At 70.7% G+C, this 24,449-nt stretch carries 22 protein-coding genes; 16 read left to right on the top strand and 6 right to left on the bottom strand.

Features of this window, described 5'->3' with window-relative positions:
• Positions 1-52: 52 nt before the first annotated feature.
• Both DEJ51_RS11540 and DEJ51_RS11545 read right to left on the bottom strand, forming a co-directional pair.
• Positions 53-859 (bottom strand): phosphatase, encoded by an 807-nt coding sequence (locus tag DEJ51_RS11540; protein WP_150257521.1) that lies wholly within the window; start codon positions 857-859, stop codon positions 53-55.
• Between the two features lie 56 nt (positions 860-915).
• The gene (locus tag DEJ51_RS11545) at positions 916-1,494 is read right to left on the bottom strand and encodes a TetR/AcrR family transcriptional regulator (protein ID WP_150257522.1); all 579 of its coding nucleotides are present in this window, start codon (positions 1,492-1,494) and stop codon (positions 916-918) included.
• A 98-nt stretch (positions 1,495-1,592) separates the two neighbouring features.
• Here DEJ51_RS11545 and DEJ51_RS11550 point away from each other — a divergent pair, with 98 nt between their 5' ends.
• From DEJ51_RS11550 to DEJ51_RS11565, 4 genes are read left to right on the top strand one after another with little or no spacing between them, the layout of a single operon-like run.
• Complete coding sequence (locus tag DEJ51_RS11550) at positions 1,593-3,209, top strand: carboxyl transferase domain-containing protein (RefSeq protein ID WP_150257523.1); 1,617 nt, start codon at positions 1,593-1,595, stop codon at positions 3,207-3,209.
• Positions 3,210-3,235: 26 nt separating this feature from the next.
• A complete protein-coding gene (locus DEJ51_RS11555; RefSeq protein ID WP_150257524.1) occupies positions 3,236-5,281 on the top strand; it encodes an acetyl-CoA carboxylase biotin carboxylase subunit in 2,046 nt (681 codons plus the stop codon).
• 11 nt (positions 5,282-5,292) lie between these two features.
• Entirely contained in the window at positions 5,293-6,210 is a 918-nt protein-coding gene (locus tag DEJ51_RS11560) for a hydroxymethylglutaryl-CoA lyase (protein WP_150261836.1), read from the top strand.
• Between the two features lie 7 nt (positions 6,211-6,217).
• Positions 6,218-7,378: an acyl-CoA dehydrogenase family protein gene (locus DEJ51_RS11565; protein ID WP_150257525.1), complete on the top strand. Its 1,161-nt coding sequence runs from the start codon at positions 6,218-6,220 to the stop codon at positions 7,376-7,378.
• Positions 7,379-7,453: 75 nt separating this feature from the next.
• Here the strand turns inward: DEJ51_RS11565 and DEJ51_RS11570 are convergent, their stop codons facing one another.
• A complete protein-coding gene (locus tag DEJ51_RS11570) occupies positions 7,454-7,774 on the bottom strand; it encodes a hypothetical protein (RefSeq protein ID WP_190620321.1) in 321 nt (106 codons plus the stop codon).
• 295 nt (positions 7,775-8,069) lie between these two features.
• On the opposite strand from DEJ51_RS11570, the gene DEJ51_RS11575 reads away from it, so the two are divergent.
• From DEJ51_RS11575 to DEJ51_RS11605, 7 genes are all read left to right on the top strand, one after another.
• On the top strand, positions 8,070-9,107 hold the full coding sequence (locus tag DEJ51_RS11575) for an ABC transporter substrate-binding protein (RefSeq protein ID WP_150257526.1): 1,038 nt from the start codon (positions 8,070-8,072) through the stop codon (positions 9,105-9,107).
• Positions 9,108-9,173: 66 nt separating this feature from the next.
• Positions 9,174-10,073, top strand: coding sequence for a siderophore-interacting protein (locus tag DEJ51_RS11580; protein ID WP_150257527.1), 900 nt, complete (start codon positions 9,174-9,176; stop codon positions 10,071-10,073).
• 150 nt (positions 10,074-10,223) lie between these two features.
• Complete coding sequence (locus DEJ51_RS11585; protein ID WP_150257528.1) at positions 10,224-11,717, top strand: pyridoxal phosphate-dependent decarboxylase family protein; 1,494 nt, start codon at positions 10,224-10,226, stop codon at positions 11,715-11,717.
• On the top strand, positions 11,701-12,999 hold the full coding sequence (locus DEJ51_RS11590; RefSeq protein WP_150257529.1) for a lysine N(6)-hydroxylase/L-ornithine N(5)-oxygenase family protein: 1,299 nt from the start codon (positions 11,701-11,703) through the stop codon (positions 12,997-12,999). The genes DEJ51_RS11585 and DEJ51_RS11590 overlap by 17 nt, the downstream gene beginning before the upstream one ends.
• On the top strand, positions 12,999-13,583 hold the full coding sequence (locus DEJ51_RS11595; protein WP_150257530.1) for a GNAT family N-acetyltransferase: 585 nt from the start codon (positions 12,999-13,001) through the stop codon (positions 13,581-13,583). The genes DEJ51_RS11590 and DEJ51_RS11595 overlap by 1 nt, the downstream gene beginning before the upstream one ends.
• Positions 13,580-15,361: an IucA/IucC family protein gene (locus DEJ51_RS11600; RefSeq protein ID WP_150257531.1), complete on the top strand. Its 1,782-nt coding sequence runs from the start codon at positions 13,580-13,582 to the stop codon at positions 15,359-15,361. The genes DEJ51_RS11595 and DEJ51_RS11600 overlap by 4 nt, the downstream gene beginning before the upstream one ends.
• 167 nt (positions 15,362-15,528) lie before the next feature.
• Positions 15,529-16,077 carry a hypothetical protein gene (locus DEJ51_RS11605; protein ID WP_150257532.1) on the top strand — a complete coding sequence of 183 codons (549 nt, stop codon included), beginning with the start codon at positions 15,529-15,531 and terminating at the stop codon, positions 16,075-16,077.
• Positions 16,078-16,093: 16 nt separating this feature from the next.
• On the opposite strand, the gene DEJ51_RS11610 is transcribed toward DEJ51_RS11605, so the two are convergent.
• Positions 16,094-17,686 (bottom strand): beta-N-acetylhexosaminidase, encoded by a 1,593-nt coding sequence (locus DEJ51_RS11610; protein ID WP_150257533.1) that lies wholly within the window; start codon positions 17,684-17,686, stop codon positions 16,094-16,096.
• A 183-nt stretch (positions 17,687-17,869) separates the two neighbouring features.
• Between DEJ51_RS11610 and DEJ51_RS11615 the strand changes: the two genes are divergently transcribed.
• Complete coding sequence (locus DEJ51_RS11615; protein WP_030008735.1) at positions 17,870-18,145, top strand: hypothetical protein; 276 nt, start codon at positions 17,870-17,872, stop codon at positions 18,143-18,145.
• A gap of 65 nt (positions 18,146-18,210) precedes the next feature.
• Positions 18,211-20,028, top strand: a complete 1,818-nt coding sequence (glmS, locus tag DEJ51_RS11620) for a glutamine--fructose-6-phosphate transaminase (isomerizing) (protein WP_150257534.1) — start codon at positions 18,211-18,213, stop codon at positions 20,026-20,028.
• A gap of 80 nt (positions 20,029-20,108) precedes the next feature.
• Here the strand turns inward: glmS and DEJ51_RS11625 are convergent, their stop codons facing one another.
• Positions 20,109-20,678 (bottom strand): acetate uptake transporter, encoded by a 570-nt coding sequence (locus DEJ51_RS11625; RefSeq protein WP_150257535.1) that lies wholly within the window; start codon positions 20,676-20,678, stop codon positions 20,109-20,111.
• Positions 20,679-20,850: 172 nt separating this feature from the next.
• Positions 20,851-21,384: a universal stress protein gene (locus tag DEJ51_RS11630; protein WP_150261838.1), complete on the bottom strand. Its 534-nt coding sequence runs from the start codon at positions 21,382-21,384 to the stop codon at positions 20,851-20,853.
• A 446-nt stretch (positions 21,385-21,830) separates the two neighbouring features.
• Here DEJ51_RS11630 and DEJ51_RS11635 point away from each other — a divergent pair, with 446 nt between their 5' ends.
• The 3 genes from DEJ51_RS11635 (at position 21,831) to orn (ending at position 24,411) form a co-directional block, all read left to right on the top strand.
• Positions 21,831-22,151: a hypothetical protein gene (locus DEJ51_RS11635; RefSeq protein WP_150257536.1), complete on the top strand. Its 321-nt coding sequence runs from the start codon at positions 21,831-21,833 to the stop codon at positions 22,149-22,151.
• A gap of 376 nt (positions 22,152-22,527) precedes the next feature.
• Positions 22,528-23,703: a helix-turn-helix domain-containing protein gene (locus DEJ51_RS11640; RefSeq protein WP_150257537.1), complete on the top strand. Its 1,176-nt coding sequence runs from the start codon at positions 22,528-22,530 to the stop codon at positions 23,701-23,703.
• Between the two features lie 105 nt (positions 23,704-23,808).
• Positions 23,809-24,411: an oligoribonuclease gene (gene orn, locus DEJ51_RS11645; protein WP_150257538.1), complete on the top strand. Its 603-nt coding sequence runs from the start codon at positions 23,809-23,811 to the stop codon at positions 24,409-24,411.
• Positions 24,412-24,449 lie beyond the last annotated feature (38 nt).

Here is a 24,449-nt window from a genome sequence, read left to right on the forward strand (position 1 = left end):
GGCCTGTTGGGCACCCGCGGCGCGGTCGCCCACCGCGTCCGGGGCCCTGCCGTCAGAGCAGACCCGCCGCGTCCAGGACGTACGCCACCATCGGGTCGTAGAAGCGCGGGTCGCGGACGTGGTCGTCCAGGGGGATCGTCACCTGGACGGTGCCTTCCGCCTCGCCGATGAACAGGGCCGGGTCGTTGCAGTCGGCGTAGCCCACCGCGTCCAGGCCGCGCTGGGCCGCGCAGCCCGCCCAGCCGTGGTCGGCGACGACCAGGTCCGGCAGCGGGCGGCCCGAAGCCGTGAGGCCGTCCAGGATCGCCGCCATCGGCTCCGGCGAGTGGGTGTGCCACAGCGTCGCACCCCGCTCCAGGACCGCGACGTCCGCGAACTGCCACACCGAGCCCTCGTCCGCCACCAGGCCCTGCGGGATGACGACGATCTCGCACCCGGCCGCCCGCAGGGCCGCCGCCGTCGCCCGGTGGACGTCCAGGAGGCCGCCCGGGTGGCCGGTGGCGAAGAGCACGCTCTGCCGGTCGGCCGCCGCCTTGCGCAGCCGCGCGGCCAGGCGGTCCAGTCCGGCCACGGTCAGTTCCGGGTCGATGGTGTCCTGGCCGAACCGGAACGCCGGGTCGTCCACCACCCCGCACCGCTCCGCCATCACCGCGAGCACGTCCTGCTCGTCCGTCCAGCGGTCGCCCAGTTCCAGGCCGAGCCAGTAGTGCCGGTCACCGTTGGCGAGCTTGCGGTAGTGGCTGAGGTTGTTGTCGCGCGGTGTGGCGACCTGCCCCGCGATCCGGGTACGGACCAGGTGGTCGATGAGCTCGGCGCGGGTGGGTACGGGCGTCTCTATCGGCTTCGGCATACGGGCCATTCTGCCGCCGCCGGGGCGGAGACGGCGCGTCCATTCCGGTCGGCGGACGCCGCGGGTCATGCCGACAGCGCCCCGAACGCGCCGTGCGCGAGGCGCCGCAGGAGCGATTCCACCGCTTCGCGGCCCAGGGCCGCCAGGTGCGGGGTGGAGTTGAGCAGGCCGAAGACGGCGTGCACGGCGACCCGTACCTCGGCCTCGCCGACCTGCGGGTGCAGTTCCCGTACGACCTCCACCCACAGCTCGACGTACTGGCGCTGCAGCTGCCGTACGAGCTTGCGGTCGGCGTCCCGGAGCCGGTCGAGCTCGCGGTCGTGCAGGGTGATCAGCGCCCGGTCGTCGAGCGCGAAGTCGATGTGGCCGTCGATGAGGGAGGACAGGACCCGGGCGGGGTCCCCCGCCGCCTGCGCCACGCGGTGCCGGCCGCCGGTCAGCAGCCGCTCGCTGATCCCGACGAGCAGCTCGGCGAGCATGGCGTCCTTGCCCGCGAAGTGGCGGTACAGGCCGGGGCCGCTGATGCCCACCGCCGCCCCTATCTCGTCGACGCCCACGCCGTGGAAGCCGCGCGCGGCGAAGAGACGAGCGGCCTCACTGAGGATCTGCTCGCGACGGGTGGGTGCGGCCGCTCTGGTGCTCATGGGAAACCATTCTAGACAGGGCCGTTAGCGGTCGTTAACCTGAGCTCACAAGCGTTAACGCTCATTAACCGCGTGGAACGAGCAAGGGAGCTCGACCGATGCAGCAGGCACCAGTGCTGACGAGCGCCGCGGACCCGGCGTCCGAGGCCTGGCGGACCAACGAGGCCGCCCACCGCGAGCTGACCGAGGGCCTGCGCGCCCGGCTCGACGCGGCCCGGCTCGGCGGCGGCGAGAAGGCCCGCGCCCGCCACACCGCCCGCGGGAAGCTCCTCCCGCGCGAGCGCGTGGACGCCCTCCTCGACCCGGGGTCGCCCTTCCTGGAGCTGGCGCCGCTGGCCGCCGAGGGCATGTACGGGGGCGCGGCGCCGGCCGCCGGGGTCATCGCGGGCATCGGCCGGGTCAGCGGCCGCGAGTGCGTGATCGTCGCGAACGACGCCACCGTCAAGGGCGGCACGTACTACCCGATGACCGTCAAGAAGCACCTGCGCGCCCAGGAGGTGGCCCTGGAGAACCGTCTCCCCTGCCTCTACCTGGTCGACTCCGGCGGCGCCTTCCTGCCCATGCAGGACGAGGTCTTCCCCGACCGGGAGCACTTCGGCCGCATCTTCTACAACCAGGCCCGCATGTCGGGGGCCGGCATCCCGCAGATCGCCGCCGTCCTCGGCTCCTGCACCGCGGGCGGGGCGTACGTACCGGCCATGAGTGACGAGGCCGTCATCGTCCGCAACCAGGGCACGATCTTCCTCGGCGGCCCGCCGCTGGTGAAGGCCGCCACCGGTGAGGTGGTCACGGCCGAGGAGCTCGGCGGCGGCGAGGTCCACTCCCGGGTCTCCGGTGTGACCGACCACCTCGCGGAGGACGACGCGCACGCGCTGCGGATCGTACGGAACATCGTGGCGACCCTGCCCGGGCGCGGGGCCCTGCCCTGGTCGGTCGAGGCGCCGGAAGAGCCCAAGGTGGACCCGTACGGGCTGTACGGCGCGGTCCCCGTCGACTCGCGCACCCCGTACGACGCCCGCGAGATCATCGCCCGGATCACGGACGGCTCCCGCTTCCAGGAGTTCAAGTCCGAGTTCGGCCAGACGCTGGTCACCGGCTTCGCCCGGATCCACGGCCACCCGGTCGGGATCATCGCGAACAACGGCATCCTGTTCGCCGAGTCCGCGCAGAAGGGCGCGCACTTCATCGAACTGTGCGACCAGCGCGGCATCCCGCTCCTCTTCCTCCAGAACATCTCCGGCTTCATGGTCGGCAAGGACTACGAGGCCGGCGGCATCGCCAAGCACGGCGCCAAGATGGTGACGGCGGTGGCCTGCACCCGGGTGCCGAAGCTGACGGTGGTGGTCGGCGGCTCGTACGGCGCCGGCAACTACTCGATGTGCGGCCGGGCGTACTCGCCCCGCTTCCTGTGGATGTGGCCCAACGCCAAGATCTCCGTGATGGGCGGGGAGCAGGCGGCCTCGGTGCTCGCCACGGTCAAGCGCGACCAGATCGAGGGCGCGGGCCAGGAGTGGCCCGCGGAGGACGAGGAGGCCTTCAAGGCCCCGGTCCGCGCGCAGTACGAGGAGCAGGGCAACGCCTACTACGCCACCGCGCGGCTGTGGGACGACGGGGTCATCGACCCGATGGAAACCCGGCAGGTGCTGGGACTGGCCCTGACCGCGTGCGCGAACGCCCCTCTGGGCGACTCGGGCTTCGGCATCTTCCGTATGTGACGTGATGTGACGTGAGGACCTCACTGATGTTCAGCACTGTTCTGGTGGCGAACCGGGGCGAGATCGCGGTCCGGGTCATCCGTACCCTGCGGCAGCTCGGCATCCGCTCCGTGGCCGTCTTCAGCGACGCCGACGCGGACGCCCGCCATGTCCGGGAGGCCGACACGGCCGTCCGCATCGGCCCGGCCGCGGCCGCCGAGAGCTACCTGTCGGTGGAGCGGCTGCTGGATGCCGCGAAGCGGACGGGCGCCGAGGCCGTCCACCCCGGCTACGGCTTCCTCGCCGAGAACGCGGCCTTCGCGCAGGCCTGCGCCGACGCCGGCCTGGCCTTCATCGGGCCGCCGGCCGGCGCCATCAACCTGATGGGCGACAAGATCCGCGCCAAGGAGACGGTGAAGGCGGCGGGCGTGCCCGTCGTACCGGGCTCCTCCGGCAGCGGCCTGACCGACGCCGAACTGGTCGCGGCCGCGGCGGAGATCGGCATGCCGGTGCTGCTCAAGCCCTCGGCGGGCGGCGGCGGCAAGGGCATGCGGCTGGTCCGCGACGAGGCGGTGCTGGCCGAGGAGATCGCGGCGGCCCGCCGCGAGGCCCGTTCCTCCTTCGGCGACGACACCCTGCTGGTCGAGCGGTGGGTGGACCGGCCGCGGCACATCGAGATCCAGGTGCTGGCGGACGCCCACGGGAACGTGGTGCACCTGGGCGAGCGCGAGTGCTCGCTGCAGCGCCGGCACCAGAAGGTGATCGAGGAGGCCCCGTCGGTCCTGCTCGACGAGAAGACGCGTGCGGCGATGGGCGCGGCGGCCGTGGACGCGGCCCGCTCCTGCGGGTACGTCGGTGCGGGCACGGTGGAGTTCATCGTGCCGGGCGGCGACCCGTCCTCGTACTACTTCATGGAGATGAACACCCGCCTCCAGGTGGAGCACCCGGTGACGGAGCTGATCACCGGGCTGGACCTGGTCGAGCAGCAGATCCGGGTGGCGGCCGGCGCGCGGCTGGGCTTCGACCAGTCCGAGGTGACGCTGACCGGGCACGCCATCGAGGCCCGCGTCTGCGCGGAGGACCCGGCGCGCGGGTTCCTGCCGTCGGGCGGCACGGTGCTGGCCCTGTCCGAGCCGGACGGCGGTGCGGTGCGCACCGACTCCGGGCTGACGGCGGGCGTGCCGGTGGGCTCGACGTACGACCCGATGCTGTCGAAGGTCATCGTCCACGGCCCGGACCGCCCGACGGCGCTGCGCATGCTGCGGGCGGCGCTGGCGGACACGGTGATCCTGGGCGTGCAGACCAACGCCGGTTTCCTGCGGAGGCTGCTGGCCCACCCGGACGTGGTGTCCGGGGACCTGGACACGGGCCTGGTCGAGCGCGACCTGCCGTCCCTCCTGCCGGAGGGGGTCCCGGACGAGGTGTACGCGGCTGCGGCGCTGCTGGCGCAGGGCCCCCGGGCTCTGCCCGGACCCGCGCCTCAAACGCCGGCGAGGCTGGATCGGTGGGTCGACCCCTTCGACGCGGGTGACGGCTGGCGGCTGGGCGGCACGCCCGCCTGGACCGTGCACCACTTCCGCCTTCCCGGGACGGACCCGGTGGAGGTCCGCACCAGGACCACCGGCTCCGGCACCGAGCTCGCCCTCGCAGCGGCACCGGCCCGCGGCCGGATCGTCGCCCGCACCCCGGACACCGTCACCGTCGAACTCGACGGCGTCACGCACCGCTTCAGCCACGCCGCCTCCCCGGAGGGGCTCTGGCTGGGCCGGGACGCGGACAGCTGGCACGTCCAGGCGTACGACCCCGTCGTGGCCAACCTCACCGGGGCCGGGCGCGGCGGCGCGGACACCCTCGCCGCGCCCATGCCGGGCACGGTCACCGTGGTCAAGGTGGCCGTCGGGGACAAGGTCGCGGCCGGGCAGAGCCTGCTCGTCGTCGAGGCGATGAAGATGGAGCACGTCATCTCCGCCCCGCACGCCGGCACCGTCACCGAGCTGGACGTGACTCCCGGCAGCACGGTCGCCATGGACCAGATCCTGGCCGTCGTCACCCCCGACGAGGACCCGGCCGAGGGCAAGGAGGACGCCGCGTGAACCGGCTGCCCATGAACGTCCCGGCCCCCGGCCTCCCCGCCCGGGTCCGGATCCACGAGGTCGGCGCCCGCGACGGGCTGCAGAACGAGAAGGCGGCCGTCCCCACGGCCGTGAAGGCGGAGTTCGTCCACCGCCTCGCCGCCGCCGGGCTGACGACCATCGAGGCCACCAGCTTCGTGCACCCCAAGTGGGTGCCCCAGCTGGCCGACGCGGAGGAGCTGTTCCCGCAGCTCGCCGACGTCGCCGCGGACCTGCCCGTCCTCGTGCCCAACGAGCGCGGCCTCGACCGCGCGCTCGCCCTCGGGGCCACCCGTATCGCGGTGTTCGGTTCGGCCACCGAGACCTTCGCGTCCCGCAACCTCAACCGCACCGTCGCCGAGTCCCTCGCCATGTTCGAGCCCGTCGTGGCCCGGGCCAAGGAGGGGAAGGCGCACGTCCGCGGCTATCTCTCGATGTGTTTCGGCGACCCCTGGGAGGGCCCGGTCCCGGTCCACCAGGTCGTCTCCGTCGCCAAGGCCCTGCTGGACCTCGGCTGTGACGAGCTGAGCCTCGGCGACACCATCGGCGTGGCCACCCCGGGCCATGTCCAGGCGCTGCTCGCCGCGCTGAACGAGGCCGGTGTCACCACCGACCGGATCGGCGTGCACTTCCACGACACCTACGGCCAGGCCCTGTCCAACACCCTCGCCGCGCTCCAGCACGGCGTGACCACCGTCGACGTTTCCGCAGGCGGCCTCGGCGGATGCCCGTACGCCAAGAGCGCCACCGGGAACCTCGCGACCGAGGACCTGGTGTGGATGCTCGACGGCCTCGGCATCGAAACCGGGGTCGACCTGGCCGCCCTCACCGCCACGAGCGTGTGGATGGCCGAACAGCTGGGACGCCCCAGTCCCTCCCGTACCGTCCGCGCCCTCTCCCACAAGGAGTAGTCACACCATGTCCCTCGACCACCGGCTCACCCCTGAGCACGAGGAACTCCGCCGCACCGTGGAGGCGTTCGCGCACGACGTCGTCGCCCCGAAGATCGGCGACCTGTACGAGCGGCACGAGTTCCCCTACGAGATCGTCGCCGAGATGGGCCGCATGGGCCTGTTCGGCCTGCCCTTCCCGGAGGAGTACGGCGGCATGGGCGGGGACTACCTCGCCCTCGGCATCGCCCTGGAGGAGCTGGCCCGCGTCGACTCCTCGGTCGCGATCACCCTGGAGGCCGGGGTCTCGCTCGGTGCCATGCCGATCTACCTCTTCGGTTCCGAGGAGCAGAAGCAGCAGTGGTTGCCGAAGATGTGCTCCGGTGAGATCCTCGGCGCCTTCGGCCTGACGGAGCCCGGTGCGGGTTCCGACGCGGGCGGTACCCGCACCACCGCCGTCAAGGACGGCGACGAGTGGGTGATCAACGGCTCGAAGTGCTTCATCACCAACTCCGGTACGGACATCACCGGTCTGGTCACCGTCACCGCCGTGACGGGCCGCAAGGCGGACGGCCGCCCGGAGATCTCCTCGATCATCGTCCCGTCCGGCACCCCGGGCTTCACGGTGGCCGCACCGTACTCCAAGGTGGGCTGGAACTCCTCGGACACCCGTGAGCTGTCCTTCGACGGGGTACGGGTCCCCCTGGCCAACCTGGTGGGCCAGGAGGGCCGCGGCTACGCGCAGTTCCTGCGGATCCTCGACGAGGGCCGGATCGCGATCTCCGCGCTCGCGACCGGTCTCGCGCAGGGCTGTGTGGACGAGTCGGTGAAGTACGCCAAGGAGCGGCACGCCTTCGGCAAGGCGATCGGCGACAACCAGGCCATCCAGTTCAAGCTCGCCGACATGGAGATGCGCGCCCACATGGCCCGCATCGGCTGGCGGGACGCGGCGTCGCGGCTGGTGGCCGGGGAGCCGTTCAAGAAGGAGGCGGCGATCGCGAAGCTGTACTCCTCGACGGTCGCCGTCGACAACGCGCGCGAGGCGACGCAGATCCACGGCGGCTACGGCTTCATGAACGAGTACCCGGTGGCCCGCATGTGGCGGGACTCCAAGATCCTGGAGATCGGCGAGGGCACGAGCGAGGTCCAGCGCATGCTGATCGCGCGCGAGCTGGGCTTCGCCGGCTGACCGGCCGAGGCACTTGATGACGCCGTCCGGCGCGGGCCACGGGCCCGCGCCGGACTTCGGCATGCCCGCGAACGGTCAGAGAAGGACGATGAGCGCGGCAGTGGGGACCAGGGTCGCCAGGGCGCACACCGGCCAGTAGACCCGGGCCGCAGCCGTGTTCCGTCGCCGCAGGAAGTCGTTGGCGAGCCACCACAGCAGCCCGAACGCGATCACGACCGGTGCCGCGATCACCAGCCAGAGCAGCATGCCGTCGTTCTCCGTGGGTTCCCGCTGGGTCCAGCCGAGGTCGGCGAGCGGCCCGTTGACGGCGACGTACCAGACGAGCCAGACCGGCACGACGGCCGGCACTCCCATCAGCAGGTTCACTCCTGCGGCTATCCACCATTGCCTTCGCATGGGCCCAGTATTCACACGCGTGATCGGATTCCGTGGATGACGGGGCGGGGTCCGGTCGCGGCCGCGGGCCGGCGGAGTCCGACGCGGGCCGATCCCCCGTCCGGTGCGCGAAGACCCCCAACTCGGGCCCTCGTCACGGGCGGTACGGGCGCCGGCCGGTCACCCCGGTTCCGGGAGGGTGATCCACCTCACGAACGGATCTTCCCCCACCGCTGGATTTATCATTAGGTTAGGCTAACCTTCTCGCTGAACGGCCCAGGCGGCCATCCCTGCACGCACGAAAGCGGACATCGACATGCCCAAGTCCCGTACCTCCTCCTTCAGCCGTCGCGGCTTCATCGCGGCCGGTGGCGCCCTCGGCCTCGTCGCGGTCCTCGCCGCGTGCGGTGGCACCGACTCGGCGAAGGGCGACAGCGGCAAGGACAACGGCGCCACGGCCTCCGCCGCCTGGACCTTCAAGGACGACCTCGGCAAGGACGTCACCACCAAGGCCCAGCCGAAGAACATCGTCGCCTTCACCGGCACCGCTGCCGCGCTCTACGACTACGGCGTCCCGGTCAAGGGCGTGTTCGGCCCGACCAAGACCGCCGACGGCAAGGCCGACGTGCAGGCGGGCTCGCTGGACATCTCCAAGGTCGAGATCCTCGGCAACGTCTACGACGAGTTCAACGTCGAGAAGTACGCGGCCCTCCAGCCCGACCTGCTGGTCACCAACAGCTGGGACGGCAGCTACTGGTACGTGCCGGAGGCCTCGAAGGACAAGATCCTCGCGCTCGCCCCGCACGCCGCGATCAAGGTCGGCGGCGACGTCACCCTCGACAAGGCGCTGGAGCGCACCGCGGACCTCGCCAAGTCCCTGGGCGCGGACATGAACTCCAAGAAGACCGTGGACGCCAAGGCCCGCTTCGAGGCCGCCACCGCGAAGGTCCGCGAGGCCACCAAGGCCAACCCGGGCATCAAGGTCCTCGTGGGCTCCGGATCCGCCGACCTGTTCTACGCCTCCTCCCCGGAGACCTCGGCCGACCTGAAGTACTTCAAGTCCCTGGGCGTCGAGTTCATCACCCCGGACAAGCTCGACGAGGGTGGCTTCTTCGAGAGCCTGAGCTGGGAGAACGCCGGCAAGTACAAGGCCGACCTGGTCCTGCTCGACAACCGCACCGGCACGCTGCAGCCGGAGGAGCTGAAGGCCAAGGCCACCTGGGCCGAGATGCCCGCCGTGAAGGCCGGCCAGGTCACCCCCCGCGTGACCGAGCCGATCTTCTCGTACGACAAGTGCGCGCAGATCCTGGAAGACCTCGCGAAGTCCATCCAGAACGCCAAGAAGGTCAGCTGACCCACGGCGCCCGGTGACCCCGGGCGCCAGGCAAGGCCGTACCGACTCCCAGGGGGACCTCTCCGCATGACCGCCACCGCATCCGACGCCCCGGCCGTCGCACACTTCCGGTTCTTCGAGCTCGAAGTGCTCCGCACGCGCCGCCTGGGCCACTCGTTCCTGCGGGTCACGTTCGGCGGGGAGTCCCTCGCGGGCTTCCGCTCGGGCGGCTTCGACCAGAGCCTGTCGCTCTTCCTCCCCGCGTCCGGCCAGGAGCACACGGTGCTCCCGTCCACGGACGAGGACACCTGGTTCGGCGCCTGGCGCGGAATGCCGGACGAGGAGCGGCCGGTGATGCGCTCCTACACGGTGCGCGAGCAGCGCCGTACGCCCGAGGGGGCGGACGAAGTCGACATCGACTTCGTCCTCCACGGCGACAGCAGCCCGGCCTCCCGCTGGGCGGGGCAGGCGGTGGCCGGCCGCCGGATCATGGCGATCGGACCGGCCGTGTCCGAGAACAAGTCCGTACGCTTCCAGCCGCCGGCCGACACCGACGAGATCTGGATGTACGCGGACGAGACCGCCCTGCCGGCCGCGGCCGCGATCCTGGACCGGCTGCCCGCCGGGACCCGGGTCAGGGCCTGGTTCGAGGTCCCGCACGAGGAAGACCGGCTCGACCTCCGGACGGACGCCGTCGCGGACATCACCTGGATCGTTCGCGAGGGCCACGGCGCAGAGCGGACGGACCGGGTGCTGGACGCGCTGCGCGCGGACGGACCCGCCTCGGCCGAAGCTCCGTACGCCTGGCTGGCGGGTGAGTCGGGCACGATCCGCGCGGTCCGCCGCCACTTCGTGCAGGAACGATCCGTCGACCGCCGCGCCGTACGTTTCACCGGCTACTGGAGGCTCGGCGCGAGCGAGGAGCAGCTCCTCGCCGAGGCGTACGCGGGCAAGGCTCCGAGTGAGGACCCGACGTCTGAGCTGTAGTCAGTCTTCTTTTTTCACACGGCAGTTGAGATGGGCCCTGGCTTTTCAGCCAGGGCCCATCTGCGTTTGGCGAAATACTAAGGTTAGGCTAACCTAAACGTCGCATGCCACACCCCACCCCCTCTCCACCCCTTGCCCGGAGGAAAGTTGATGCGCTCGCATCTGCTGAACGAGACGACCGCGGACCTCTACCGGCGCTCCGTCACCGAAGGCGTCGAGCGCGTCGCCGCCAAACTCGCGACCACGCAGCGGCCCCACACCGGTATATCCGTCGACGAACTCGCTCCGGTCATCAACGGGATCGACCTGGACAAGCCGCTCGCAGACGCGGCCGCCGTCCTGGACGAGCTGGAGGACGTCTACCTGCGCGACGCGGTGTACTTCCACCACCCGCGCTACCTGGGCCACCTCAACTGCCCGGTCGTCATCCCCGCCGTGCTCGGCGAGGCGATCCTCTCGGCCGTCAACTCCTCGCTCGACACCTGGGACCAGTCCATCGGCGGCACGCTCATCGAGCGCCGCCTCATCGACTGGACCACCGAGCGCATCGGCCTCGGCCCCGCCGCGGACGGCATCTTCACCTCCGGTGGCAGCCAGTCCAACTTCCACGCACTGCTCCTGGCCCGTGACGAGGCCTGCCGCCTCGTCATGAAGAAGGCCCTCGACGAGGGACGCGAGCTCACCAAGGCCGAGCTGCTGCCGAAGCTGCGCATCTTCACCTCCGAGGCCAGCCACTTCAGCGTCCAGAAGTCGGCCGCCATGCTCGGACTCGGCTACGAGGCCGTCATCTCCGTCCCGGTCGACCGCAACCGCCGGATGGACACCGCGGTGCTCGCCCTGGAGCTGGAGGAGTGCGCCTCCGAGGGCCTCTTCCCGATGGCCGTCGTCGCCACCGCCGGCACCACCGACTTCGGGTCCATCGACCCGCTCCCCGAGATCGCCCGCCTGGCCGACGAGCACTCCGCGTGGATGCACGTGGACGCCGCCTACGGCTGCGGACTGCTGGCCTCCCCGACCCGCCGCCACCTCCTCGACGGCATCGAGCGCGCCGACTCCGTCACGGTCGACTACCACAAGTCGTTCTTCCAGCCGGTCAGCTCCAGCGCCATGCTGGTGCGCGACCGCGACACCCTCAAGCACGCCACGTACCACGCGGACTACCTCAACCCGCGCCGCATGGCCGAGGAGCGCATCCCCAACCAGGTCGACAAGTCCATCCAGACCACGCGCCGGTTCGACGCGCTCAAGCTCTGGGTGACCCTGCGCGTCATGGGCGCCGACGGCATCGGCTCGCTCTTCGACGAGGTCATCGACCTGGCCGCGGCCGGCTGGGACGTCATCGACGCCGACCCGCGCTTCGAGGTCGTCGTCAAGCCGCAGATCTCCACGCTCGTCTTCCGCTACGTCCCCGAGGGCGGCGACATCCGCGCCGACCTCGTCGACGAGGCCAACCTGCACGCCCGAAAGGCCCTGTTCGCCTCCGGTGAGGCCGTCGTCGCCGGCACCAAGGTGGACGGGAAGCAGTACCTGAAGTTCACCCTCCTCAACCCGCAGACCACGACGGCCGACATCGCGGCCGTCCTCGACCTTCTCGCCGCACATGCCGAGCAGTTCCTGGGAGAATCCCTTGCCCTCCACCGCTGAGACCCACGACTTCATCGGCATCGGCGTCGGTCCGTTCAACCTCGGACTCGCCTGCCTGACCGCCCCGCTCGACGAGATCGACGGTCTCTTCATCGAGTCGAAGCCGCACTTCGAGTGGCACGCCGGCATGTTCCTGGACGGCGCCCACCTGCAGACGCCCTTCATGTCGGACCTGGTCACGCTCGCCGACCCGACCTCGCCCTTCTCCTTCCTGAACTACCTGAAGGACAAGGACCGGCTGTACTCCTTCTACATCCGGGAGAACTTCTACCCGCTGCGGGCCGAGTACAACGACTACTGCCGCTGGGCCGCCGACCGCCTCGACAACGTCCGCTGGTCCACCTCGGTCACCGAGGTCACCTACGACGAGCAGGCCGGCCTGTACGAGGTCCACACGGACAAGGGCGAGACCCACCGGGCCCCCCGCCTGGTCCTGGGCACCGGCACCCCGCCGCACGTCCCGCCGACCTGCGAGGGCCTCGGCGGCGACTTCCTGCACAACTCCGCCTACATGCAGAACAAGGCGGAGCTGCAGAAGAAGAAGTCGATCACCCTCATCGGCTCCGGCCAGAGCGCGGCCGAGATCTACTACGACCTCCTCGCCGAGATCGACGTCCACGGCTACCAGCTCAACTGGGTGACCCGCTCCCCGCGCTTCTTCCCGCTGGAGTACACCAAGCTGACCCTGGAGATGACCTCCCCCGAGTACGTGGACTACTTCCACGCGCTCCCCGAGGACACCCGGTACCGGCTGGAGACCCAGCAGAAGAACCTCTTCAAGGGCATCGACGGCGACCTCATCAACGCCATCTTCGACCTGCTCTACCAGAAGAAGATCAGCATGCCTGGCGCCGTCCCGACCACCCTGCTGACCAACACCTCCCTGAACAGCACCGCGTACGACACCACCACGGGCACGTACACGCTGGGGCTGCGCCAGGAGGAGCAGGAGCGGGACTTCTCCCTCACCTCCGAGGGCCTCGTCCTGGCCACCGGCTACAAGTACACCTTCCCGGAGTTCCTGAACCCGGTGCGCGACCGGCTGAACTTCGACGGACACGGCCGTCTCGACGCCGCCCGCAACTACAGCATCGACACCACGGGCCGCGGGGTCTACCTGCAGAACGGCACCACCCACAACCACTCCCTCACCTCGCCCGACCTGGGCATGGCGGCGTACCGGAACGCGTACATCGTCGGTGAGCTCCTCGGCCGCGAGCACTACAAGGTCGAGAAGTCCATCGCGTTCCAGCAGTTCGCCGCCCCGGAAGGCACCCTCTGATGAGCACCACCGAACTCCTCTTCTCCCGCACCGACACGGAACTCGGCTCCTTCGCCGTGCGCCCCCTGGACCCCTTCGCGGACGCGGAGCTGCTCCACGGCTGGGTCACCCACCCGAAGGCCTCGTTCTGGATGATGCAGGACGCGTCGCTGCCGGACGTCGAGCGCGAGTACATGAGGATCGCCGCCCACGAGCACCACCAGGCCTACATCGGCCTGCACGAGGGCCGCCCCGCCTTCCTCATGGAGACCTACGACCCCTCCGAGCTGGAGCTGGTCGGCCTCTACGACGCCCAGCCCGGCGACGTCGGCATGCACTTCCTCGTCGCCCCCAGCGACACCCCGCTGCACGGCTTCACCCGCGCCGTCATCACCACGGTGATGGCCGCGGTCTTCGCCGACCCGGCCACCGAGCGCGTCGTCGTCGAACCGGACGTCGCCAACACCGCCGTGCACGCCCTGAACGAGGCCGTCGGCTTCGTGCCGGAGCGCAAGGTCACCAAGCCGGAGAAGGAAGCCCTCCTGAGTTTCTGCACCCGCGCCCAGTTCGAGGCCGCCACGGCCGCCCAGGGGGTCTCCATATGAGCCTCGCCGACGCCGTCGCCCACCTGAACCCCGAACTGTGGGCCCGCGCCAACCGCGCCCTGGTCCGCAAGGGCCTCGCGGAGTTCTCCCACGAGCGCCTGCTGACCCCGAAGCCGCTCGGCGAGGGCCGCTACTCGGTCCTCAGCGACGACTCCACCGTGGAGTACCGCTTCAAGGCCGTCCTGCACGCCCTCGACCACTGGTCGGTCGACGAGGCCTCCATCACCCGCCACCGGGACGGCGCCGAGCTGGAGCTGGACGCCCTCGACTTCCACATCGAGCTGCGCGAGGCCCTGGGCCTGAGCCCCGAGGTGCTGCCCGTCTACCTGGAGGAGATCTCCTCCACCCTGGCCGGCACCGGCTACAAGTACACGAAGCCGCAGGTCTCCTCCGACGTCCTCGCGAAGTCCTCCTTCCAGGACATCGAGACGGGCATGACCGAAGGCCACCCCTGCTTCGTCGCGAACAACGGCCGGCTCGGCTTCGGCGTGCACGAGTACCTCTCGTACGCCCCGGAGACCGCGAGCCCCGTCCACCTCGTGTGGGTGGCCGCCCGCAAGGACGTCTCCACCTTCACGGCGGGCGCGGGCCTGGACCACGACTCCTTCATGCGCGAGGAGCTCGGCGACGAGACCATCGCCGTCTTCGCCGAGCGGATGACCGCGCTGGGCCTGGACCTGGCCGACTTCCACCTCTTCCCCGTGCACCCCTGGCAGTGGTGGAACAAGACCACGGTCACCTTCGCAGCCGAGATCGCGAACCAGCGCCTGGTGCTGCTGGGCGAAGGCCCGGACGCGTACCTCGCGCAGCAGTCGATCCGCACGTTCTTCAATCAGAGCGCGCCGCGCAAGCACTACGTCAAGACCGCCATCTCGGTCCTGAACATGGGCTTCATGCGAGGCCTGTCGGCCGCGTACATGGAAGCCACCCCGGCCATCAACGACTGGCTGCACCAGCTGATCGAGGGCGACAAGGTCCTGAAGTCGGTGGACTTCTCGATCATCCGCGAGCGCGCGGCGATCGGCTACCACCACCGCCAGTACGAGCGCGCAACCGACCGGTACTCCCCGTACCGCAAGATGCTGGCCGCGCTGTGGCGCGAATCCCCGGTCAACCGGATCGAGGGCGACGAGCGCCTCGCCACGATGGCCTCGCTCCTGCACGTGGACGCCGAGGGCAGGTCCTTCGTCGGCGCGCTGATCGCGGAGTCGGGCCTGACCCCGGCCGAGTGGCTGCGCCACTACCTGCGCGCCTACCTGGTGCCGCTGCTGCACTGCTTCTACCAGTACGACCTCGCGTACATGCCGCACGGCGAGAACACCATCCTCGTCATCGAGGGCGGCCTGGTGAAGCGGGCGATCTTCAAGGACATCGCCGAGGAGATCGTCATCATGGACGCGGACGCGGTGCTGCCGCCCGCGGTCGAGCGGGTCCGGGCGGACATCCCCGAGGACATGAAGCTCCTGTCGATCTTCACGGACGTCTTCGACTGCTTCTTCCGCTTCCTCGGCGCGATCCTGGCGGACGAGGGCATCTGCGACGAGGACACCTTCTGGCGGGCGGTCGCGGACTGCGGCCACGAGTACCAGGAGTCCATGCCGCAGCTCGCGGAGCGCTTCCAGCGCTACGACCTCTTCGCCGAGGAGTTCCAGCTGTCCTGCCTGAACCGGCTCCAGCTGCGCAACAACAAGCAGATGGTCGACCTCGCCGACCCGGCGGCGGCCCTCCAGCTGATCGGCAGCCTCAAGAACCCCGTCGCGGCCTTCGCCCGGCGGTGACACCCGGGGCGGGGGAGGCATCGATACGGTCCCTCGACGCCTCCCTCTCCCCACCCCCTGGACCGACGGCGTGACCGCGGGGCAACAATGGCCCTCCTCGCGGTCACGCCTTCGTGCGTCCGCCCCCGCGGCCGCAGTTGACGGCCCGAGTCCGTCCGGGAGCCCCCATGCCGTTCCAGATCCGCCCGGGCCGTGCGGCCGCCCTGCTCCTGTCGGCCGCGCTCGTGGCCGGGGCGCTGTCCGGATGTTCTCTCCTGTCGCCCTTCACCACCTGCGAGGGGACCGGAGCCCGGATGAAGGAGCTGGAGTCGCTGCCCCTGCTCTCCTCGCCGCCGCCCGGCGCGAGCGCCCCCCGCAGCTTCGACGGCTCCTTCTCCGAGTGCGCGGACGACAGCGGCGACGCCTGGCTGTCCGCCGGGCGCACCTACGTCTACCCCGGCACCCGCCAGGAGGCCCTCGACCACTACCGCAAGGCGGCGGAGGCCGACGGCTGGCGGTTCGTTCCCGACCCGGTGCCCGGTCGGGACCTGGGGGACGTGTGCTTCACCAAGGGCGAGGACGGGCGGGCCAAGATGTTCACCCTGTCCTTCCCGCCCGCGCGCTACCTCAGGGAGATCTACGGTCCCGAGGCAGCCGCGGAGTTCGCCACGGGGTCCGGTTTCGAGATAACGGCTGGCTCGGAGGCGGACGGGGCCAAGACCTCCTGCTGGTCGTGACCCCGTCCCCCGCCGGTCACTGCCAGGGGACGTCCGGGGCCCGGAAGAAGGCGATGCCCTGCGCGTCCAGCCGGGGCGCCTGCGCCGCCAGGCGGCGACTGTAGGAGGTCCAGTCGAGCGCCGCCGCCGGCGACCAGCCCAGTTCGGCCAGGCCCAGCACCCTCGGGAAGGCCATCAGCTCCCAGTCGCCGCGCGTCGCTACGGTCTCCGTCCACAGCGGAGCCTCCACACCCAGCACCGCCGACTCCGGGACCCCGGCCAGGTACGCCCCCGGGTCCCAGGAGTAGGCGCGCTGCACCGGGACGTACCCCGCCCAGGCCAGGCCCTGCTTCGTCGCCGGGTCGTACTTCATGTCCAGGTACAGCCGGTCCGCCGGCGACAGGATCAGCGGGTGCCCCGCCTTCGCCGCGGCCACCACGGCCGCCTTGTCCGCGGCCGCCGTCTTGTCGTGGCCCCAGTACTGGAGCACGGCTCCCCGGGCCGGACGGGCCGACGCCAGCTGGTGCCAGGCCACCACCGTCTTGCCGTGGCGCCCCACCACCGCCTGCGCCCGGTCCATGAACGCCGCGTAGTCCGCGGCCGGCGTCGCGTGCGCCTCGTCGCCGCCGATGTGCAGGTAGCGGCCCGGGGTCAGCTCCGCCAGCTCGCCGAGCACCTCGTCGACGAACTCGTACGTCCGTTCCTTGGCGACGCACAGTGAGCTGAAGCCCACCTTGACGCCGGTGTACCGCTCCGGGGCCTTCCCGTCGCAGTTCAGCTCGGGATAGGAGGCGAGCGCGGCGTTCACGTGCCCCGGCATGTCGATCTCGGGGACCACGTCCACGTACCGCTGCCCCGCGTAGGCCACCAGCTCGCGGTACTCGGCCTTGGTCCAGTGGCCGCCCGGGCCGCCGCCGACCTCGCTGCCGCCCCCGTACTCCGCCAGCCGCGGCCAGGAGTCGATCGCCAGACGCCATCCCTGGTCGTCGGTCAGGTGCACGTGCAGGGTGTTGACCTTGTACTGGGCGAGCTGGTCCACGTACCTCTTCACCTGGTCCACCGAGAAGTGGTGGCGGGCGATGTCGACCATGGCCCCCCGGTACGCGAACCGCGGCCGGTCGGTGACCGTCCCGCCCGGCACCGTGCCGGGCCCCGCCACCGGCACGAGCTGGCGCAGCGTCTGCCCCGCGTGGAAGAGCCCGGCCGGCGTCCGCGCGGTGAGGGTGATCCCGGTCGGGTCCGACTCCAGCCGGTACCCCTCGTCGCCCACCCCCTGTGCCCCCTCGTCGATCCTGAGCCGGATCCCGTCCCCCTGCGCCCCGTCGACCACCGGCAGCGGCAGCCCGCTGGGGCCGCGCAGCTGCTCGGCGAGGAGCTCGCCCACCCGCCGGACCTCCTCGTCCGGGCCGCGGCCGGTACGGATGACCGTGCCCGCGCCGAAGGAGTAGCCGGGGCCGTCGGTGCGCGCGGAGACGGGCGCGGGCAGCAGCCGGTCGAAGGGGGCGAGGGCCACCGGCGGGTCGTCTCCGGGTCTGGCGTCGTCACCGTGGGCGGAGGTGCAGGCCGTGACCAGGGCCGGGGCCGCGGCGAAGGCGAGGAGGGCGCCGAGCGTGCGTCGCAGGACTCTCATGCGCACAGGTATAGGCCAAGCGGGCCGTCCCGTCCGGTGGGCGAATCCGGGACGGACGGAAATCATCCGAAGGAGGGCACCAGGGGGGCGAACCGAGCGCTCCACTGGTCCAGACCAGAGGGATCCTGCCCGGAATCGGGCAGGATCTTTGCGTTCACCGCTGTTAGCCGCCAATATCTACGAGTGCTCGATCGCCGCCCGTCGCATGACGACCTCGTCGACCACCTGGTGCGCAGCACCGCGCTGCAGCGCGGCGAGGCGGCCCGGGTGGTGCTGGACGTGCTCGCCTACTTCGACGAGACGACCGAGGAGTTCGTCCGCCGCCGCCACCGGGAACTGCAGTCCGGCGGAGCGGTGAACGCGGAGATCTTCGAGCGGATCGCGGCCGAGCTGCCGCACCGCGCCGTGGCACCGCCGGAGCTCTCGCTCCGGCAGTTGCGCCGCATCGTCTACGGCTGAGCCGGCGGCCGCCGCACGCGGCCCCGGACGAGTACAGAACCGAACTTCAGGAGGGGCAGAACCGTATGTGTGGAATCGTCGGTTACATCGGCAAGCGTGACGTGGCACCGCTGCTGCTGGAAGGCCTGCAGCGGCTGGAGTACCGCGGATACGACTCCGCGGGCATCGTGGTCAACACCCCGAAGGCCCCGGCCCTGAAGGTGGTCAAGGCCAAGGGCCGCGTCCGCGAGCTGGAGTCCCGCGTTCCCAAGCGCTTCGCCGGCACCACCGGCATCGCCCACACCCGCTGGGCCACCCACGGCGCCCCGAGCGACATCAACTCCCACCCGCACCTGGACCCCGAGAACAAGGTCGCGGTCGTCCACAACGGCATCGTCGACAACTGCTCCGAGCTGCGCGCCAAGCTGGAGGCCGAGGGCGTCGTCTTCGCGTCGGAGACCGACACCGAGGTCATCGTCCACCTGATCGCCCGCTCCGAGGCCGACTCCCTGGAGGAGAAGGTCCGCGAGGCGGTCAAGGTCATCGACGGCACCTACGGCATCGCCGTCATGCACGCCGACTTCCCCGACCGCATCGTCGTCGCCCGCAACGGCTCCCCCGTGGTGCTCGGCATCGGCGAGAAGGAGATGTTCGTCGCCTCGGACGTCGCCGCGCTGGTCGCCCACACCCGCCAGGTCGTCACCCTCGGCGACGGCGAGATGGCCACCATCAAGGCCGACGACTTCCGCACCTACACGACCTCCGGCACGACGACCAACGCCACCCCGGAGACCGTCGAGTGGGAGGCCGCCTCGTACGACATGGGCGGCCACGACACCTACATGCACAAGGAGATCTCCGAGCAGCCCGACGCGGTCGACCGCGTGCTGCGCGGCCGGATCGACGACCGCTTCAGCACCGTGCACCTGGGCGGCCTGAACCTGGACCCGCGCGAGGCGCGCGGCATCCGCCGGGTCAAGATCCTGGGCTGCGGCACCTCGTACCACGCGGGTCTCATCGGCGCCGGCCTCATCGAGGGCATGGCCCGCATCCCCGCGGACGCCGAGCCGGCCTCCGAGTTCCGCTACCGCAACCCGGTCGTGGACCCCGACACCCTCTACATCGCGGTCTCCCAGTCCGGTGAGACGTACGACGTGCTCGCGGCGGTGCAGGAGCTCAAGCGCAAGGGCGCCCGCGTCCTCGGCGTGGTCAACGTGGTGGGTTCCGCGATCGCCCGCGAGGCCGACGGCGGCGTGTACGTGCACGCCGGCCCGGAGGTCTGCGTCGTCTCCACCAAGTGCTTCACCAACACGGTCGTGGCCTTCGCGCTCCTCGCCGTGCACCTGGGCCGCATCCGGGACCTCTCGGTCACCGACGGCAAGCGGATCATCGAGGGCCTGCGCAAGCTGCCCGCGCAGATCCAGGAGATCCTCGAAGGCGAAGAGGACATCAAGAAGCTGGCGGCCGAGTTCGCCGAGGCCAAGTCGATGATGTTCATCGGCCGGGTGCGCGGCTACCCGGTGGCGCTGGAGGCCTCCCTCAAGCTGAAGGAGATCTCCTACATCCACGCCGAGGCCTACCCGGCCTCCGAGCTCAAGCACGGTCCGCTGGCGCTGATCGAGCCCTCGCTGCCCACGGTCGCGATCGTCCCGGACGACGACCTGCTGGAGAAGAACCGCGCGGCGCTGGAGGAGATCAAGGCCCGAAGCGGCCGGATCCTCGCGGTCGCCCACCGCGAGCAGGAGAAGGCGGACCACACCATCGTGGTCCCGAAGAACGAGGACGAGCTGGACCCGATCCTGATGGGCATCCCGCTCCAGCTGCTGGCGTACCACACGGCCCTGGCCATGGGCCGGGACATCGACAAGCCGCGCAACCTGGCGAAGTCGGTCACCGTCGAGTAGTCGTCGTCCCCACGACGAGGAACCCCCGTGCGCGATGCGCACGGGGGTTCTCCACTGCGGGGCCGCGACGCCCCGGCCGCTCAGCTCGCGGCGACCGCTCCGCCGCTGCGGGCCTTGCCGAAGGCCATCGGCCAGTGCGCCAGCGCCGCGGTGGCTCCGTACCAGGCCAGCAGTCCGGAGACGGCGGCGACCCAGCCGCCCGCCTTGGCGAGCGTGCCGTTGTCCACGAACGCGCCTATCGCGAGCAGGAGCAGCGACAGGGTCAGCAGGGCGTAGACGCCCTGGCTGAACAGACCGCTCGCGGCGGCGACCGTGAGCGTCAGCGCGAGCATCGCGAACAGGACGAGAAACGTTCCGGCGGCTTCGTCGGAGACCGAACCGCCCGCGCCCTTGGCCCACGTGAACCAGAAGATGCCGAGGCCCGCGAACGCGGTGCCGTTGAACCCGTCGCCGCCGCGGTACTCCAGGAGCCCGAGGAGGAACAGGGCCGCGCCGCCGACGTACATCGCGAGCGACACGGAGCTGGCAGCGGACACGCCGTCGATGACACCGGTGTGGCCGATACCGAACGCGAGAAGGGTGAGACCCAGGGCGATGTTCCCCAGGGTCGAAGTCGAGGCCGTGCTTCCCGCAGAGACACCATTGTCCACGGCGGGCTCCCTTCGATCTGCAGTTGTTTGCTGCGTCCCAGCAGCATTTATCTACCCTTTACACGGGGGCACAACCGCACAAGCGGCTTAACAGGCGGTCACAGAATGACAACGTTGAGCAACACCGGAAGGCGCTATGCGACCCCGGTGTGCAGCGGGGGAACGGCCTGGGTCAGGGAATGACGACGACCGGCCGCTGTGCGCGTTTGGCCAGCCGGCCCGCGACCGACCCGAAGATCCGGCCGACGATCCCGTGCGTGGAGCCGACCACGATGGCGTCGGCCGAATACTCCCGGCCGACCTCCTCCAGCTCATGGCAGATGTCACCGCCGCGCTCGACCAGGATCCACGGCACTTCGGCCAGATAGTCGGCACAGGCCAGCTCCAGCCCGAGCACCTCGGTGCGGTGGTCCGGCACGTCGACGAAGACCGGCGGCTCGCAGCCGGCCCACACCGTGGTGGGCAGCCGGTTGGCGACATGGACGATGATCAGACCGGATCCGGAGCGTCGGGCCATGCCGATCGCATAGGCGAGCGCGCGCTCACTGGAGGTGGATCCGTCGAATCCCACAACGACCCCGTGCCGGAAGGCCGGATCGCAGTGCACGCGTGTCTGTTCCACCGCGCGCAGATCGGCGGCCGACGAGGGGTCGACGACGCGTTTGCGCTTGCGGTCCGCGGGTTCGGAGAATTCGTGACCGGCCATGGGTGTCTCGGCGAAGAGGTCCTTGGAGGAAGCAACAGGGGCGAAATCGGCGACGCAGTGTGACGGAGCTCTGTCCGGGAAGCATCTTCCCAAGCCCATACCCACCAGGGTACGGCGACACTCCTGTCCTGCACAGGGCATGCCGCCCTTGGAGAGCGTCCCAGGGAGCATGCCGGAGCGAGCGCGCCTTGGCAATGGCCGCTGTCCCCTACAGCCAGTGACGAGAACGGCCATCGCCACCCGTTGGCGCAGTGACCGAGCCCCGCCGCCGGGCGTTGGGACATGTGTCCGACCTCCAGGTAAGAGCCCGCAGGGAGCACGCCGTGCCCGGTCATCCGGTTCACCCCGTCCAGCCAGCTCAGCCGACGCAGTCCGCCCGGTCCCGCCACGACGCCGACCCCGCCCCGCACTTCACCCCGTCCCCCCGGCCCGTACTTCACCCGTCCGTGCGTCCCGCAGGACACCCCCACGACGACCCTGCGGGTGACGTCGTGCGCTGGGCCGCCTTCAGCTGCATGCTCGTCCCCGTGGTCCTCGTCGTCTACGGAACCTCCTTCGGCGGGGCCGCCGTCGCGACCGCCGGCCTGCTCGCCGTCACGGCCGCGTGCCGGATCCTGCTGCGCCATTCGGAGAAGACCCGGCGGGCCGCGGCCCGGGTGTCCGTGGAGGAGCCCCTGCCGCCCGCCCACCGCGGGCGGCACTCGCGCGTCGGCGCCGGGATGCGCCGCGGCTGCCGGGGCTCCGGACCGGTCTCCCCGCAGGACTGACTCATTCGCACACCCACACACGCATGTTTTCAGCCAACTTCCCGGCAGGGTGGCTTCCTTGCCGGAATGTCCCCCCGTCTCCCTCACCACCAGCGACGACGGACCACGGGGGGCGTTCTGGCCCTACAGGTACTGGCCATGGCCGGGGATCACGCTTCCTGTTCGGGTAGCGGAGTGGAACGCTTACTGATCGAATGCTTTTCGCCAAGTTGAGAAGTCGACATAGCGCTGCGTGCTGAACTTGTCACGCCGACACCACGGGACGCAGTAGATTCGATCATGTATTTACGGCGGGGGATCCACGTGCAAGGCCGAGGGGAAACGTGCAGGTGCGACCAGACCAAGGAGTCGCGACACCCAAGGGGGGCTTAGCGCCATGAGCCAGGATTCCACCGCCGTCGTCACAGCAGACGCCGGCCGGAAGCTCGCGGGGCGTCGCCGCAGGGAGATCGTCGCGGTGCTGCTCTTCAGCGGCGGACCGATCTTCGAGAGCTCCATTCCACTTTCCGTGTTCGGCATTGACCGGCAGGACGCGGGAGTTCCACGCTACCGATTGCTCGTGTGCGCCGGTGAGGACGGTCCGCTCAGGACCACCGGCGGACTCGAACTGACAGCGCCGTACGGGCTGGAGGCGATCGCCCGGGCAGGGACGGTCGTCGTTCCCGCCTGGCGCTCCATCACTTCACCGCCGCCGCCCGAGGCGCTCGACGCACTGCGTCTGGCGCACGAGGAGGGGGCCCGGATCGTCGGACTGTGCACGGGAGCCTTCGTGCTCGCCGCCGCCGGTCTGCTGGACGGCCGGCCCGCGACGACGCACTGGATGTACGCGCCGACGCTGGCCAAGCGGTACCCGTCCGTCCATGTCGATCCGCGCGAACTCTTCGTCGACGACGGCGACGTGCTCACCTCCGCCGGCACGGCGGCCGGAATCGACCTGTGCCTGCACATCGTGCGCACCGACCACGGCAGCGAGGCGGCCGGGGCCCTGGCCCGCAGGCTCGTCGTGCCGCCGCGCCGCACCGGCGGCCAGGAACGCTATCTCGACCGGTCGCTGCCGGAGGAGATCGGCGCCGACCCGCTGGCCGAGGTCGTCGCCTGGGCACTGGAACACCTCCACGAGCAGTTCGACGTGGAGACGCTGGCGGCCCGCGCCTACATGAGCAGGCGCACCTTCGACCGGCGGTTCCGCTCGCTCACCGGCAGCGCGCCGCTCCAGTGGCTGATCACCCAGCGGGTGCTCCAGGCACAGCGGCTGCTGGAGACCTCCGACTACTCGGTCGACGAGGTCGCCGGACGCTGCGGGTTCCGCTCGCCGGTCGCCCTGCGGGGTCACTTCCGGCGGCAGCTGGGGTCCTCCCCGGCGGCCTACCGCTCCGCCTACCGGGCGCGCCGGCCGCAGGCCGACGTGGCACAGGTGGCCGAGATCAACGCGGGCCCGGTTCCGCACCAGCGCACTCCGCAGCCCCACCGGGCGGCGGCGGCCCTGGCCGCGTCGGGTCCCACGGTGACGGAGCTGTACGCCCCGGGCCGGGTCCTGCGGGAACACGCCTGACCACGGGCTGAGTACGACGCACGAGGGTCCTCCACCGGCCACCGCCGGTGGAGGACCTTCCGCATATGCGGTCCGCGCCCCGGGGGACCACATAAGGTGGGACACATGAACGATCGCATGGTGTGGATCGACTGCGAGATGACCGGGCTCTCGTTGACGGACGACGCACTTATCGAGGTGGCCGCACTGGTCACCGACTCGGAGCTCAACGTGCTCGGCGAAGGCGTGGACATCGTGATCCGCCCGCCGGACGCCGCGCTGGAGACCATGCCCGACGTGGTGCGCGAGATGCACACCGCCTCCGGCCTGCTCGACGAGCTGGCCGGCGGGACCACCCTCGCGGACGCCGAGGCGCAGGTCCTGGCCTACGTGCGGGAGCACGTGAAGGAACCCCGCAAGGCGCCGCTCTGCGGAAACTCGGTCGGCACCGACCGCGGCTTCCTGCTGCGCGACATGGCCGCGCTGGAGAGCTACCTGCACTACCGGATCGTGGACGTGTCCTCGGTCAAGGAGCTGGCGCGCCGCTGGTACCCGCGGGCGTACTTCAACAGCCCGCCGAAGAACGGCAACCACCGGGCGCTGGCGGACATCAAGGACTCCATCACCGAGCTGCGCTACTACCGGGAGGCGGTCTTCGTCCCGCAGCCCGGGCCCGACTCGGACACGGCCCGCAGCATCGCCGCCAAGCACGTCGCGCCGGGCGCGTAGTACCTCCCGGGGAGGGGCGCGGGAAAGGGGGGAGCGAG

This window comes from Streptomyces venezuelae (assembly GCF_008642275.1).
In the GTDB taxonomy this organism is placed as follows: Bacteria; Actinomycetota; Actinomycetes; order Streptomycetales; family Streptomycetaceae; genus Streptomyces; species Streptomyces venezuelae_E.

Bases quoted from the DNA above. Each gene is read 5' to 3' on its own strand.
- DEJ51_RS11540 (WP_150257521.1), bottom strand. From the start codon at position 859: ATGGCCCGTATGCCGAAGCCGATAGAGACGCCCGTACCCACCCGCGCC.
- DEJ51_RS11545 (WP_150257522.1), bottom strand. From the start codon at position 1,494: ATGAGCACCAGAGCGGCCGCACCCACCCGTCGCGAGCAGATCCTCAGT.
- DEJ51_RS11550 (WP_150257523.1), top strand. From the start codon at position 1,593: ATGCAGCAGGCACCAGTGCTGACGAGCGCCGCGGACCCGGCGTCCGAG.
- DEJ51_RS11555 (WP_150257524.1), top strand. From the start codon at position 3,236: ATGTTCAGCACTGTTCTGGTGGCGAACCGGGGCGAGATCGCGGTCCGG.
- DEJ51_RS11560 (WP_150261836.1), top strand. From the start codon at position 5,293: ATGAACGTCCCGGCCCCCGGCCTCCCCGCCCGGGTCCGGATCCACGAG.
- DEJ51_RS11565 (WP_150257525.1), top strand. From the start codon at position 6,218: ATGTCCCTCGACCACCGGCTCACCCCTGAGCACGAGGAACTCCGCCGC.
- DEJ51_RS11570 (WP_190620321.1), bottom strand. From the start codon at position 7,774: ATGCGAAGGCAATGGTGGATAGCCGCAGGAGTGAACCTGCTGATGGGA.
- DEJ51_RS11575 (WP_150257526.1), top strand. From the start codon at position 8,070: ATGCCCAAGTCCCGTACCTCCTCCTTCAGCCGTCGCGGCTTCATCGCG.
- DEJ51_RS11580 (WP_150257527.1), top strand. From the start codon at position 9,174: ATGACCGCCACCGCATCCGACGCCCCGGCCGTCGCACACTTCCGGTTC.
- DEJ51_RS11585 (WP_150257528.1), top strand. From the start codon at position 10,224: ATGCGCTCGCATCTGCTGAACGAGACGACCGCGGACCTCTACCGGCGC.
- DEJ51_RS11595 (WP_150257530.1), top strand. From the start codon at position 12,999: ATGAGCACCACCGAACTCCTCTTCTCCCGCACCGACACGGAACTCGGC.
- DEJ51_RS11600 (WP_150257531.1), top strand. From the start codon at position 13,580: ATGAGCCTCGCCGACGCCGTCGCCCACCTGAACCCCGAACTGTGGGCC.
- DEJ51_RS11605 (WP_150257532.1), top strand. From the start codon at position 15,529: ATGCCGTTCCAGATCCGCCCGGGCCGTGCGGCCGCCCTGCTCCTGTCG.
- DEJ51_RS11610 (WP_150257533.1), bottom strand. From the start codon at position 17,686: ATGAGAGTCCTGCGACGCACGCTCGGCGCCCTCCTCGCCTTCGCCGCG.
- glmS (WP_150257534.1), top strand. From the start codon at position 18,211: ATGTGTGGAATCGTCGGTTACATCGGCAAGCGTGACGTGGCACCGCTG.
- DEJ51_RS11630 (WP_150261838.1), bottom strand. From the start codon at position 21,384: ATGGCCGGTCACGAATTCTCCGAACCCGCGGACCGCAAGCGCAAACGC.
- DEJ51_RS11640 (WP_150257537.1), top strand. From the start codon at position 22,528: ATGAGCCAGGATTCCACCGCCGTCGTCACAGCAGACGCCGGCCGGAAG.
- orn (WP_150257538.1), top strand. From the start codon at position 23,809: ATGAACGATCGCATGGTGTGGATCGACTGCGAGATGACCGGGCTCTCG.